Source organism: Micromonospora sp. NPDC005252 (assembly GCF_042872475.1).
Classification (GTDB): Bacteria; Actinomycetota; Actinomycetes; order Mycobacteriales; family Micromonosporaceae; genus Micromonospora.
On the sequence record NZ_JBIAKN010000004.1, the window covers coordinates 640,658 to 653,160 of the forward strand.

A 12,503-nucleotide genomic window follows, 5' to 3' on the forward strand; every position below is an offset into this window, starting at 1 on the left:
ATGGGGACCACAATGGGCGGCGTGGACGACAAGAGCCTCACCGAGAACAGCGCCGGCACCAACCGGACGAGCCTGTGGGGTGGCCGGTTCGCCGGCGGCCCCGCGGAGGCGCTCGCCCGACTGTCGGTGAGCGTGCAGTTCGACTGGCGCCTGGCCCCGTACGACATCGCTGGTTCCCGGGCGCACGCCCGGGTCCTCGCCGGCGCCGGCCTGCTCGACCCGGAGGAGCTGGGCCGGATCCTGGCGGCCCTGGACGACCTGGAGGCGGCCTGTGCCTCGGGGGCGTTCCGGCCCACAGTCGACGACGAGGACGTGCACACCGCGTTGGAGCGGGGCCTGTTGGAGCGCCTGGGCAGCCTCGGCGGCAAGCTGCGCGCCGGCCGGTCGCGCAACGACCAGGTCGCCACCGACCTGCGGCTCTACCTGCGTGACCACGCGCGGGGGGTGGCCAGCCGCCTCGTCGAGCTGGCCGAGGCCCTCACCGAGCAGGCCGAACGGCACATCGGCACCGCCGCGCCCGGCATGACCCACCTCCAGCACGCCCAGCCGGTCACCTTCGGGCACTGGCTGCTCGCCCACGTGCAGCCGCTGCTGCGCGACCTGGAGCGGCTGCGCGACTGGGACCACCGGGCGGCGATCAGCCCGCTCGGCGCGGGCGCGCTCGCCGGGTCCGGGCTTCCGTTGGACCCGGTGGCCGTGGCCAAGGAGCTGGGCTTCCGGACGTCGTTCGCCAACTCGATGGACGCGGTCGCCGACCGGGACTTCGTGGCCGAGTTCCTCTTCACCACCGCGCTGATCGGGGTGCACCTGTCCCGCCTCGGTGAGGAGGTGGTGCTCTGGACCTCACACGAGTTCGGCTGGGTGGAGCTGGACGACGCATTCGCGACCGGTTCGTCGATCATGCCGCAGAAGAAGAACGCGGACATCGCCGAGCTGGCCCGGGGCAAGTCCGGGCGGCTGGTCGGCGGCCTGATGACGGTGCTGACCATGCTCAAGGGCCTGCCGATGACGTACGACCGGGACATGCAGGAGGACAAGGAGCCCGCGTTCGACGCGGTCGACACCCTGGAGCTGCTGCTGCCGGCCCTGGCGGGAATGATCTCCACGATGACGGTCCGGGTGGACCGCCTCGTCGCCGCCGCCCCGGTCGGCTTCTCGCTGGCCACCGAGGTCGCCGACTGGCTGGTCCGGCGCAACGTGCCGTTCCGCGACGCGCACGAGATCACCGGTCGGCTGGTGGCGCTCTGTGCGGCCCGGGAGTGTGAGCTGGAGGACGTCTCCGACGCCGACCTGGCCGCGGTCAGCGAACACCTCGACCCGTCGGTGCGCGACGTGCTCTCGGTGCGGTCGGCCCTCGCGGCCCGGACCACCCCCGGCTCGACCGGCCCCGGCCCGGTCGCCGACCAGCTCGCCGCCGCCGCGGACCGGCTGGCCGGCTGGCGGGACTGGGCCACCGAGCGGGTCGTACCCCGCTGACCTCGCCGTGGCGTCGGCGCGAGCCGCCGGCGCCACGGTCGGTTCAGGCCGTCGGGCGCTCCCGCTTGGGGAGCTTGGCCACCACCATGTCGTACGACGCGTCGACCGCCTCGGTCAGCTCGTCGCCGTCGATCCCGCCGTCGAGGCGCAGGGTGTTCCAGCCGGACCGGCCGATGTAGGCCATCGGGCGAGCGTCGTCGGGGTGGCGGCGCAGCCACTCGTCGGCGATCTCCCGGGTCTGGCCGCACTTGATGCCGACCGTGGGCCTTCCGTCGCCGTTGCCGAGGAACGCGAAGATCCGGCTGCCCACCTTCACCACCTCGTCGCCCTCCCACGGCCGGTCCAGCCACGCTCCCGGCTTCGCCAGGCAGTACGTCAGCATCTCCGCGCGTTCCATGGGTGCCTCCTCGTCGTGCGCACAGTCTGCCCGCCCCGGCCGTCGCCGCGGGGGTGCCCGGCCGATCCGCCCGCCCGGTCGTCTGGGGTCAGCCGGTCGCGTCGTGTCCGGTGGCTCAGGCGATCTGCTCGGCCGAGCGGGCGGCGACCCGCTCGTAGCGCTGCCGGGCCGCCTGCGCGCTGCCCAGCCCCAGCCCGTACGCGATGGACTGCCAGGTCAGCCCCCGGTCGCGGGCCAGCGTCAGCAGCCCTGCCTCCAGGGCGTCCAGCTCGGCGCGCACGTGCGGCAGCAGGGTCAGCGCGGCGGTGAGGTCGGCGGCGTCCACCGGTTCCTCGGTGGGCTCCCGCTCGGCGCCGCCGGCGGCGAGGGCGGTGACCAGAGCCACCGCCTCCCACGGGTCCAGCACGTACGGGTGGGCCCAGCGTCCCCGTCGGGCATCGGAGCCGGCGTGGCGTTCGCCGATCCGTTGCAGCGCCTCGTGGGTGCGGTGGGCGCGGGCCCGGGCCGGGTCGGGCGCGGTGAACAGCTCTTCGGTGGTCATGCTCCGAGCACACCCCATCAACGTGACCTTGTCAACAGATTGTTGAAGCGCGGCGACGGGGTGATCAGATTGCCGCTGGGTACCGTTCGGGTCATGGAGCTCGCGCCGGACGACCGCAGCACCGACGCCGACCGGGAGGCGCTGGCCGGCCTGCTCGCCGGTCCACTGCTGCCGGCCGCGCGGGGCCTGCTGGGCTGCCGGCTGTCCGCCGGCGGGGTCACCGTCCGGATCACCGAGGTCGAGGCGTACGCCGGCACGGCCGGTGACCCGGCCTCGCACGCCCACCGGGGCCGCACCGCGCGCAACGTGGTGATGTTCGGCCCCGCCGGGCACGCCTACGTCTACTTCACCTACGGGATGCACTGGTGCATGAACGTGGTCACCGGGGTCGAGGGGGAGGCCGCCGCCGTGCTGCTGCGCGCCGGTGCGGTGGTCGAGGGCCTGGACACCGCGCGGGCTCGCCGGCCGGCGGTACGGCGGGACGTGGACCTGGCCCGGGGGCCGGCCCGGCTCTGCGCCACGCTCGGCATCGACCGCGCGGCGTACGGCGCGTACCTGCTCGGCGACGGTCCGGTCCGGTTGCGCCCGCCGGTTCGGCCGGTGCCGGACGAGACGGTGGTGGCGGGGCCCCGGGTCGGCGTGACCGGCGCGCACGATCTGCCCTGGCGGTTCTGGCTCGACGGCGATCCGACGGTCAGCGCGTACCGGCGACACGTGCCCCGCGTCCGGCGCTGAGCGCGGCTTCCGGCGTGTGGCCGGCGGGATCTGTCGGGGGGTGTGGCCATAATCACCCCACCTGCCCACCGACGGCTCGGAGGACGTCCATGCCAACGCTGCTCGCGATCGGCACCGCGAAGGGGTTGTTCCTCGCCACCAGCACCGATGACCGGCGCACCTGGGAGGTCAGCGGCCCGCACCACCCGGGGACGAGCGTCTACGCGGTCGCGCTCGACACCCGCCGGGCCACCCCGCGGCTGCTCGCCGGGGTGACCAGCTCGCACTTCGGGCCCAGCGTCGCGACCAGCGACGACCTCGGCGCGTCCTGGGACGAGCCCGACCACGCGCCGATCGCGTTCCCGGCCGACACCGGCGCGACCCTGGGGCGGGTCTGGCAGCTGATGCCGGGCGGCGCCGACGAGCCGGACGTGGTCTGGGCCGGCACCGAGCCGTCGGCGCTGTTTCGCTCCACCGACGGTGGCCGCAGCTTCGAGCTGGTCCGCGCCCTCTGGGACCACCCGCACCGCCCGCACTGGCAGGCCGGGTTCGGTGGCCAGGCCGTGCACACCGTGCTGCCCCACCCGCGCGACCCGGCCCGGGTGCTGGTCGCCATGTCCACCGGCGGCGTCTACCGCTCGCAGGACGCCGGGGCGAGCTGGGCTCCGGGCAACGTGGGCATCCGCGCCGCCGGCCTGGCCGACGAGTGGCCGGAGTTCGGCCAGTGCGTGCACAAGGTCGCGCGGGACGCCGGCAACCCCGAGCGGCTGTACGCGCAAAACCACTTCGGCGTCTACCGCTCCGACGACGACGGCCGCACCTGGTCGTCGATCGCCGACGGGCTGCCCAGCGACTTCGGCTTCCCGATGGTGTCGCACCCCGGGCGGCCCGGGATGGTGTGGACGTTCCCGCTGGTGGCCGACGTCGAGCGGTTCCCCACCGACCACCGCTGCCGGGTGTTCCGCTCCGCCGACGCCGGCGCCAAGTGGGAGCCGCTGTCGGTGGGCCTGCCCGAGGGCCCGTTCTATCCGGCGGTGCTGCGCGACGCGATGTGCGCGGACGACGCCACACCTGGCGGCGTCTACTTCGGCACCCGCTCCGGCGAGGTCTACGCCAGCCGGGACGAGGGCGACTCCTGGTCGCAGGTGGCCGCGCACCTGCCCGACGTGCTGTGCGTCCGGGCGGCGGTGGTCTGAGTGGTCACCGTGCTGTTGCCCGGCCCGCTGCGCGGCGAGGCCGGCGGCGCCAGCCGGCTCAGTATCGACGCGGGCGGCACGCTGGGGGCGGTCCTCGACGAGCTCGCCGCCGATCATCCCCGGCTGGCTCGGCGGATCCGCGACGAGCGCGGCGAGCTGCGCCGCTACGTCAACGTCTACGTCGACGGGGAGGACTGCCGGCACTCCGGCGGGCTGGCCACACCGGTCGGCGAGGGCGCCCAGGTGCAGGTGCTCCCCTCGGTCGCCGGGGGCTGATTCCCGCGGGTGACCGGCGCCACTGCCAGGTAGGCCGCCGACGGAATAGTTGACTTGTCAAATAAGTTGTGGGCTGCGTCCGGGTACTACGACGGCACCCGGTTGACACGCGAGGAGCTGTCATGCAGTTCGGAGTCTTCACCGTCGGTGACGTCACGGTCGATCCGACCACCGGTCGGGAGCCGACCGAGCATGAGCGGATCAAGGCGATGGTTGCCATCGCGCTGAAGGCCGAAGAGGTCGGGCTCGACGTCTTTGCCGCCGGTGAGCACCACAACCCGCCGTTCGTCCCCTCGTCCCCGACCACCATGCTCGGTCACATCGCGGCTCGCACCGAACGGCTGCTGCTGTCCACCGCGACCACGCTGATCACCACCAACGACCCGGTGAAGATCGCCGAGGACTACGCGATGCTCCAGCACCTGTCCGACGGCCGGGTGGACCTGATGATGGGCCGCGGCAACACCGGCCCGGTGTACCCGTGGTTCGGCAAGGACATCCGCGCCGGCATCCCCCTCGCGATCGAGAACTACGACCTGCTGCACCGGCTGTGGCGCGAGGACGTGGTCGACTGGAAGGGCAAGTACCGCACCCCGCTGCAGTCCTTCACCTCGACGCCGCGCCCGCTCGACGGTGTGCCGCCGTTCGTCTGGCACGGCTCGATCCGCAGCCCCGAGATCGCCGAGCAGGCCGCGTACTACGGCGACGGCTTCTTCGCCAACCACATCTTCTGGCCCAAGGAGCACACCCAGCGGATGGTCGAGCTCTACCGCCAGCGGTACGCGCACTACGGCCACGGCACCGCCGACCAGGCCATCGTCGGCCTCGGCGGCCAGGTGTTCATGCGGCGCAACTCGCAGGCCGCGGTCCGGGAGTTCCGGCCGTACTTCGACAACGCCCCGGTCTACGGGCACGGGCCGTCACTGGAGGAGTTCACCCGGGAGACCCCGCTGACCGTGGGCAGCCCGCAGCAGGTCATCGACCGCACGCTCGGCTTCCGCGAGTACGTCGGCGACTACCAGCGGCAGCTGTTCCTGATGGACCACGCGGGCCTGCCGCTCAAGACGGTGCTGGAGCAGCTCGACCTGCTCGGCGAGGAGGTCGTGCCGGTGCTGCGCAAGGAGTTCGCCGCCCTGCGCCCGGCGCACGTGCCGGAGGCGCCCACCCACGCCTCGCTGGTCGCCGCGGCCGGTGGCGTGAAGGACAGCACCGTGCACGCCGTCGACGACGTGACGGGCAAGGCGCCGGAGGGGGCGACCCGATGACCCGCCGTACGCTCGCCGTCGTCTCGGCGGGGCTGAGCCAGCCCTCGTCCACCCGGTTGCTCGCCGACCAGCTCGCCGGGGCGACCCGCGACGAGCTGGTCCGGCGCGGCGCCGAGGTGGAGCTGCGGGTCGTCGACCTGCGCGAGTACGCCCACGACGTGGTCAACAACATGCTCACCGGGTTCCCGCCGGCCGGCCTGCGCGAGGCCATCGACGCGGTGACCGGGGCGGACGGCATCATCGCCGTGACGCCGATCTTCAACGCGTCGTACAACGGGCTGTTCAAGTCCTTCTTCGACGTGCTGGAGGCCGACTCGCTCGTCGACCGTCCGGTGCTCATCGGGGCCACCGGCGGCACCGCCCGGCACTCCCTCGCCCTGGAGCACGCCCTCCGCCCGATGTTCAGCTACCTGCGGGCGGTGGTGGTCCCCACCTCCGTCTTCGCCGCCCCGGAGGACTGGTCCGGTGGGACCGCCGACGGCGCCCTGCGCGGCCGCATCCGTCGCGCCGCCGGCGAGTTGGCCGACCAGGTCGAGCGCCGGCTGCCCGCCAGCGGCCCCGCCGACCCGTTCGCCCTCACCACCGACTTCCTGCAGATGCTCGGCGGGGGCGACGACGCGCCGGTCACCTCGGAGGGTCGTACGGGTGCGCGACAAGCACCGGGCAGCGCGCGTGCTGAATCGCAGCCTGGCTGACCGAGCCGAGCAGCAGACCGGCGAAGCCGTGCCGGCCTCGGGTGCCCACGACCAGCAGCGACGCCGTGCCGCTGGCCTCGATGAGCCCCGGGGCCGCGCCGGCCGCCCGGACCGGGTGCTCCCGCACCACCAGATCGGGATGCCCGGTCCGGACGGCCGCGGACGCCTCGGCCAACAGCCGCACCGCCTCGGCCTGGTACGCGGCCTGCGCCTCGTCGACCTCGTCCGGCACCGGCCGGTCCCCGTCCAGCGGGCCGACGTGCGCGAGCACCAGCGGGACGTCTCGTAGCGCCGCCTCGGTGGCGCCGTAGCCCACGGCCAGTCGGGACGACTCGGACCCGTCCACGCCGACCAGCACCGGCGCGTCCGCGTCGATCGGCTGCTCGTCCGGTCGGACCACCAGCACCGGGCAGTGCGCGTGCGCGGCCACCTGCGCGCCGACCGAACCGAGCAGCAGACCCGCGAACCCGCCCAGACCGCGGCTGCCCACCACGACGAGATCCGCCCGTCGGGACTCCTCGACCATCGTCGCGCCGGGGCCGCCGGCGACCTGACGGGCCTCGACGGCCAGGCCGGGCCACCGGTCGGCCAGGTCGGCAGCCGTCCGCTCCAGCATCTTCCGCGCCTGGTCGGTGGGCGCCGGCACCCCGAGGTCGTACGGGTTGAGGGGCACGCCGTAGCCGAGCGGGTGCAGGTAACCGTGCACCAGGAGCAGCGGCCGGGACCGGAGCAGGGCGGCGTAGGCCCCGTGCTCGGCGGCGACGAGGCTGGACGGCGATCCGTCCACACCCACGACGACAGGTCGGTCCATCGGCACTCCCAGGGTCGGTCGACTCATTGTCGGCGGCGCGGGGCCCGCGGTGACGCCGAACGCGCCGGTCGGCGGTCGGCCGTCGACGCGCCGGCGGCTCCGAACTGTCACCGGCGCTGCGTACCCTCGCCGGATGACCTCCGATGTGCGGCTGCGGCCGGTCCACGAGGACGACCTCGTGGAGTTCTTCCTGCACCAGCAGGACCCCGAGGCGAACCGGATGGCCGGGTTCGGCCCCAAGGACCCGTCCGACCACCGCGAGTTCGCCCGGCACTGGGCGCGGGTGCTCACCAACCCGGCGAACCGGGTCCGCACCATCGAGGCCGACGGCGAGGTGGTCGGTTACGTCAGCGCCTTCCCGGTCGACGACCAGACCGAGGTCAGCTACTGGATCGACCCGGCCCGCTGGGGCCGGGGCCACGCCACCGCGGCCCTCGCCGCCCTGCTGCGCGAGCTGCCCCGGCCGGTGCGCGCCCGCGCCGCCAAGGACAACGCCGCCTCCCTCGCGGTGCTGCGCAAGTGCGGGTTCGTCGTGGTCGGCGAGGATTCGGGGTACGCCAACGGGCGCGGGGCCGAGGTCGAGGAGTGGCTGCTGGAGCTGCCCGCCGACGCCCCTGACCTGGGCGGGCACTAGTCTCGCGGGGTGAACTGGTTGGATCTGGTCGGCTGGGCCGGCTCCGCGGTGCTGGTGTGGTCGCTGCTGCAGTCGCGCATCCTGCGGCTGCGCGCGCTCAACCTCGTCGGCTGCGTCGTGCTGATCGGCTACAACGCCGCCCTTGAGGTCTGGCCCATGGTCGGGCTCAACATCGTCCTCGCGGTGATCAACATCTGGTACCTGCGGGGGATGCTGGCGACCCGCCACGACGAGCAGACCTACCAGGTGGTGGAGGTCGGCGTCGGCGACCAGTTCCTGGCGCACACGCTGCGGATCCACGCGCCGGACATCGCCCGGTTCAACCCCGACTTCCACTGGGACCCGGCCGCCACCGACCGGTCGGCCTTCCTCGTGGTCACCGCTGACGAGGTGGTCGGGGTGGTGCTGTCGCACGCCGAGGCGCGCGGGGTCGCCCAGATCGACCTGGACTACGTGACCCCGAAGTTCCGCGACTTCACCCCCGGCGAGTTCGTCTACCGGCGCAGCCGCCTCTTCACCGAGCGGGGCTTCCACCGGGTGGTCAGCCCGCCCGGTATGGTCGCCCCCTACTACCACCGGCTCGGGTTCCGCCCCCAGGGCGACTCGTACGTGCTCGACCTGCCCGCGTCACCGGCGACCGATTCGGCGTAGCGTCGCCGGAGCAGGATTCGGCCGCGGCCGCACGGGGCACAGAAGCGCGTACGCCGGGCGGGCTAGCCGACCGGCGGGCGCCGTGCGTACGGCCGGTGCCACCACCGTGAGGGAGCGAACCGGGCGTGCAGAGCTACGGGAGCCAACTGGCCCTGGTCGGGATCCTGGTCGTCATCAACGCGCTCTTCGCCGGCAGTGAGATGGCGCTGGTGTCGCTGCGGGACAGCCAGATCCAGCGGTTGGAGCGCACCAGCCGGGCGGGACGGGTGCTGGCCCGGCTCGCCAAGGACCCGAACCGCTTCCTGGCCACCATCCAGATCGGCATCACCCTCGCCGGCTTCCTGGCCTCCGCCGCCGCGGCTGTCTCCCTGGCCAAGCCCCTCGTTCCGCTGCTCGGGGTGTTCGGGAGCGCCGCCGAGACGGTGGCGATCGTGGTGGTGACCCTCGCGCTGACCTTCGTCACCCTGGTCTTCGGCGAGCTGGCCCCCAAGCGGATCGCCATGCAGTCCGCCGAGCGGTGGGCGCTGCTGGTGGCCCGCCCGCTCGACCTGCTCGCCAGTCTCACCCGCCCGGCCGTCTGGGCCCTCGGCGCCACCAGCGACCTGGTCGTACGCCTGGTCGGGCTCAACCCGAAGCACCAGCCGGAGGAGATCGGCCCGGACGAGCTGCGCGACATCGTCGCCGGCAACCACGGCTTCACCAAGGAGCAGCGCACGATCATCGCGGGAGCCGTGGAGATCGCCGACCGGCGGTTGCGGGCTGTGCTCGTACCCCGGTTGCGGGTGTTCACGCTCGACAGCGGAACCACCGCGGAGGCCGCGCGGCTGGTGCTGGCCGCCACCGGGCACTCCCGGGCGCCGGTGGTGCGCCACGGCGGCCTGGACGACACCGCCGGTGTGATCCACCTGCGTGACCTGGTCGGCGTGCCCGACGACCGCCCGGTCGACGAGATCGCCCGCCCGCCGATGCTGCTGCCCGACTCGCTGCCGGTGGTGGACGCGCTGCGGCAGTTCAAGGCCGAGCGCCAGCACATCGCGCTGGTCGTGGACGAGCGCGGCGCCGTCGACGGCATCGTGACGCTGGAGGACATCCTGGAGGAGATCGTCGGGGAGATCTACGACGAGACCGACCGGGACGGCTACTCGGTGCGCCGCGAGCCGGACGGCGCGATGGTGCTGCCCGGCACCTTCCCGGTGCACGACCTCACGGACATCGGCGTCGAGCTGCCCTCGCGCCCGGCCGGCGACTACACCACAGTCGCCGGGCTGGTGCTGGCCCGCCTCGGGCACATCCCCACCGTGGCCGGGGAGGACGTGAGCCTGGACGGCTGGGTGCTGACGGTGGCGGGCATCGACCACCGGGCCATCACCGAGGTACGTCTGAGCCAGGTCCCCGCCGAGGACGGCGACGACAACGATGACGACGCCGACCAGGCGATCGAGCCGGTGCTGGACGAGGCCCGCAACTGACCGTCCCCGGGTGAGCGGCCGCGCGACGCTGCCGCGGCCGGGCCCGTTCGAGCCCGACGGTCAGTCGCGGGAGAGGTTCTGCAGCCGGACCTGACCACGGGCGACCAGCCGCTCGTCGGCGTCGCTGATCTCCACCTGCCAGAGCTGCTGGCTGCGACCCCGGTGCACCGGGGTGCCGACCGCCCGCAGCTCGCCGTCGCGGACGGCCCGCAGGAAATCGGTCTGGTTCGACACCCCGACCACCGTGCCCCGGTCGGCCAGCCAGAGCGCCCCCCCGATGCTGGCCGCGGTCTCCACCACCGAGCAGTACACCCCGCCGTGCTGGATGCCGAACGGCTGGTGCAGCTCCGGGCGGACCTGCCAGCTGATGACCACCCGGTCGGCGGTGGCCTCCTCGAATTTCAGGCCGAGCAGGGCGACGAAACCACCCGTCAGATCCGGCATCTCCACGGCGAACCCCTCCTCGATCAACGGGGCGCAAGCCTAGCCGGAGCGGGTTGCGTCAAACCCGGTACGGGTCGGAGCCGGCGATGGGGGAGAATTGGTGACCGTGACCGACAGCAGCCTCCCGCCGCCCGGGCGGTACTCCCTGACCGACGACCTGCTCTGGCGTGGCCTGATCCAGGACTCGACCGGCCTCGACGAGCTGCGCGAGCTGCTCGACGGCGGGGAGGCCACCACCTATTACGTGGGCTTCGACCCCACCGCGCAGAGCCTGCACGTCGGCTCGCTCATGCAGGTCATCACGGCCCGCCGTCTGCAACTCGCGGGTCACCGCCCGTTGCTGCTGGTGGGCGGGGCGACCGGGCAGATCGGCGACCCGAAGGAGAGCGCCGAGCGGACGCTCAACCCGCCGGAGGTGATCGCCGGCTGGGTCGAGCGGATCCGCGAGCAGCTCGCGCCCTTCGTGTCGTACACGGGTGAGAACGCGGCCCAGCTGGTCAACAACCTCGACTGGACCGGCGAGATGTCGGTCGTCGAGTTCCTCCGCGACGTGGGCAAGCACTTCCCGGTCAACAAGATGCTCGCCCGGGAGGTGGTGCGCGCGCGGCTGGAGACGGGCATCAGCTTCACCGAGTTCAGCTACCAGCTGCTGCAGGCCAACGACTTCTTCGAGCTGCACCGCCGCTACGGCTGCCAACTTCAGTTCGGTGGGTCCGACCAGTGGGGCAACATCACCGCCGGCGTCGACTACATCCGGCGGCGCGGCGCGGGGCCGGTCCAGGCGTTCACCACGCCGCTGGTCACCAAGGCCGACGGCACGAAGTTCGGCAAGACCGAGGGCGGCGCCGTCTGGCTCGACCCGACCATGACCAGCCCGTACGCCTTCTACCAGTTCTGGCTCAACGTCGACGACCGAGAGGTCGACCGCTACCTGCGGTACTTCAGCTTCCGCTCCCGGGACGAGCTGGAGGAGCTGGCGAAGGCGACGGCCGAGCGGCCGGCAGCCCGGCTGGCCCAGCGGGCGCTGGCCGAGGAGTTGACCACCCTGGTGCACGGCGCCGAGGAGACCCGGCAGGCGGTCGCCGCCAGCCAGGCGCTGTTCGGGCGCGGTTCGCTTGACGATCTGGCCCCGGAGACGCTGCGCGCGGCGCTGACCGAGGCCGGTCTGGTGCGTATCCCTGGCGAGCTGCCGGACGTGGCGGGTCTCCTGCGGGACTCCGGGCTGGCGACGGGGCTCAAGGAGGCGCGGCGCGTGATCGCCGAGGGCGGCGCCTACGTGAACAACAACCGGGTGACCGAGGTGGACGCCACGGTGTCCAGGGACGACCTGCTGCACGGTCGGTACCTGGTGCTGCGCCGGGGAAAGCGGTCGTTCGCAGGCGTTGAGCTGGGCGAATAGTCGGTTGTCGACGATGTGACGGGGGACGCGTCCGGCAGATTTGACGATCATCGGGCCGGACGCGTAACTTTCTCTCTGCCAGCGCGGAACGGACGAAACAGGCGAAAGCCTGAAGCGGCCGGAGCGCGGCGACGACTTCGGGGTCAGGCGGGTTCGCCGGCCGGATCCCGCCGGGTGGTGCCCACGGAAAACGCCGCGAGGCGGATTTGGTGCGGCGGAACCGACCGGGTAAAGTAGTCAGCCGGCAGGGAAACGGGCGAGCAAGCGGGAAACCGCTGCGGCCGGCCTGCCACCACCGTGACGAGAGCGGCGCAAGCCGGTCGAGACATGGTGCCCGCAACACGGGTTAAAGCACGACGAACCGCGAAACACCGGTTTGACACGGCAGAAACCAGCGGGTAACGTAGTAAAAGTGTCTGGCGCTGGAAAGCGCCGAGCACCGGTACGAAAAGCCCCGGGATGGTGGCCCACTGGTTGGGTCTTCTGATCGGTGTGTGGTTGTTCTTTGAGAACTCAACAGGGTGCTTGTAAAGCC

General features: G+C 72.8%; 14 protein-coding genes and 1 pseudogene. 10 read left to right on the forward strand and 5 right to left on the reverse strand.

Going from position 1 to position 12,503, the window contains the following annotated elements; genetic code table 11:
* The first annotated feature begins 12 nt into the window (after positions 1–12).
* Positions 13–1,476, forward strand: coding sequence for an argininosuccinate lyase (gene argH, locus ACFYPH_RS15995; protein WP_354857880.1), 1,464 nt, complete (start codon positions 13–15; stop codon positions 1,474–1,476).
* A 43-nt stretch (positions 1,477–1,519) separates the two neighbouring features.
* Here the strand turns inward: argH and ACFYPH_RS16000 are convergent, their stop codons facing one another.
* Together ACFYPH_RS16000 and ACFYPH_RS16005 are read right to left on the reverse strand one after the other, a co-directional pair.
* A complete protein-coding gene (locus ACFYPH_RS16000) occupies positions 1,520–1,873 on the reverse strand; it encodes an MmcQ/YjbR family DNA-binding protein (RefSeq protein ID WP_354857859.1) in 354 nt (117 codons plus the stop codon).
* Between the two features lie 115 nt (positions 1,874–1,988).
* Complete coding sequence (locus ACFYPH_RS16005; RefSeq protein ID WP_363938917.1) at positions 1,989–2,414, reverse strand: DNA-binding protein; 426 nt, start codon at positions 2,412–2,414, stop codon at positions 1,989–1,991.
* Positions 2,415–2,507: 93 nt separating this feature from the next.
* Here ACFYPH_RS16005 and ACFYPH_RS16010 point away from each other — a divergent pair, with 93 nt between their 5' ends.
* From ACFYPH_RS16010 to ACFYPH_RS16030, 5 genes are all read left to right on the forward strand, one after another.
* Complete coding sequence (locus tag ACFYPH_RS16010; RefSeq protein ID WP_387182299.1) at positions 2,508–3,149, forward strand: DNA-3-methyladenine glycosylase; 642 nt, start codon at positions 2,508–2,510, stop codon at positions 3,147–3,149.
* Positions 3,150–3,238: 89 nt separating this feature from the next.
* Positions 3,239–4,324 (forward strand): exo-alpha-sialidase, encoded by a 1,086-nt coding sequence (locus ACFYPH_RS16015; RefSeq protein WP_355067119.1) that lies wholly within the window; start codon positions 3,239–3,241, stop codon positions 4,322–4,324.
* On the forward strand, positions 4,325–4,600 hold the full coding sequence (locus tag ACFYPH_RS16020; RefSeq protein WP_355067120.1) for a ubiquitin-like small modifier protein 1: 276 nt from the start codon (positions 4,325–4,327) through the stop codon (positions 4,598–4,600). It abuts the gene before it with no gap.
* Between the two features lie 122 nt (positions 4,601–4,722).
* Complete coding sequence (locus ACFYPH_RS16025; RefSeq protein ID WP_355067121.1) at positions 4,723–5,865, forward strand: LLM class flavin-dependent oxidoreductase; 1,143 nt, start codon at positions 4,723–4,725, stop codon at positions 5,863–5,865.
* Positions 5,862–6,560, forward strand: a complete 699-nt coding sequence (locus tag ACFYPH_RS16030; protein ID WP_387182304.1) for an FMN reductase — start codon at positions 5,862–5,864, stop codon at positions 6,558–6,560. Before ACFYPH_RS16025 ends, ACFYPH_RS16030 begins: the two co-directional genes overlap by 4 nt.
* On the opposite strand, the gene ACFYPH_RS16035 is transcribed toward ACFYPH_RS16030, so the two are convergent.
* A complete protein-coding gene (locus ACFYPH_RS16035; RefSeq protein WP_387182307.1) occupies positions 6,490–7,371 on the reverse strand; it encodes a universal stress protein in 882 nt (293 codons plus the stop codon). The two genes, ACFYPH_RS16030 and ACFYPH_RS16035, sit on opposite strands and share 71 nt — an antisense overlap.
* A 133-nt stretch (positions 7,372–7,504) precedes the next feature.
* Here ACFYPH_RS16035 and ACFYPH_RS16040 point away from each other — a divergent pair, with 133 nt between their 5' ends.
* The 3 genes from ACFYPH_RS16040 to ACFYPH_RS16050 all read left to right on the forward strand — a co-directional run bounded on the left by ACFYPH_RS16040 (position 7,505) and on the right by ACFYPH_RS16050 (position 10,125).
* Complete coding sequence (locus ACFYPH_RS16040; RefSeq protein ID WP_354857872.1) at positions 7,505–8,005, forward strand: GNAT family N-acetyltransferase; 501 nt, start codon at positions 7,505–7,507, stop codon at positions 8,003–8,005.
* Positions 8,006–8,014: 9 nt separating this feature from the next.
* On the forward strand, positions 8,015–8,656 hold the full coding sequence (locus ACFYPH_RS16045; RefSeq protein ID WP_354857874.1) for a hypothetical protein: 642 nt from the start codon (positions 8,015–8,017) through the stop codon (positions 8,654–8,656).
* Between the two features lie 125 nt (positions 8,657–8,781).
* Positions 8,782–10,125, forward strand: coding sequence for a hemolysin family protein (locus tag ACFYPH_RS16050; protein WP_354857877.1), 1,344 nt, complete (start codon positions 8,782–8,784; stop codon positions 10,123–10,125).
* A 60-nt stretch (positions 10,126–10,185) separates the two neighbouring features.
* Here the strand turns inward: ACFYPH_RS16050 and ACFYPH_RS16055 are convergent, their stop codons facing one another.
* The gene (locus tag ACFYPH_RS16055) at positions 10,186–10,569 is read right to left on the reverse strand and encodes a PaaI family thioesterase (RefSeq protein WP_354857884.1); all 384 of its coding nucleotides are present in this window, start codon (positions 10,567–10,569) and stop codon (positions 10,186–10,188) included.
* A 106-nt stretch (positions 10,570–10,675) separates the two neighbouring features.
* Here ACFYPH_RS16055 and tyrS point away from each other — a divergent pair, with 106 nt between their 5' ends.
* Positions 10,676–11,968: a tyrosine--tRNA ligase gene (gene tyrS / locus ACFYPH_RS16060; protein WP_354857887.1), complete on the forward strand. Its 1,293-nt coding sequence runs from the start codon at positions 10,676–10,678 to the stop codon at positions 11,966–11,968.
* Between the two features lie 143 nt (positions 11,969–12,111).
* Here tyrS and ACFYPH_RS16065 read toward each other — a convergent pair.
* A pseudogene (locus ACFYPH_RS16065) lies at positions 12,112–12,503 on the reverse strand (hypothetical protein); the annotation flags it as partial.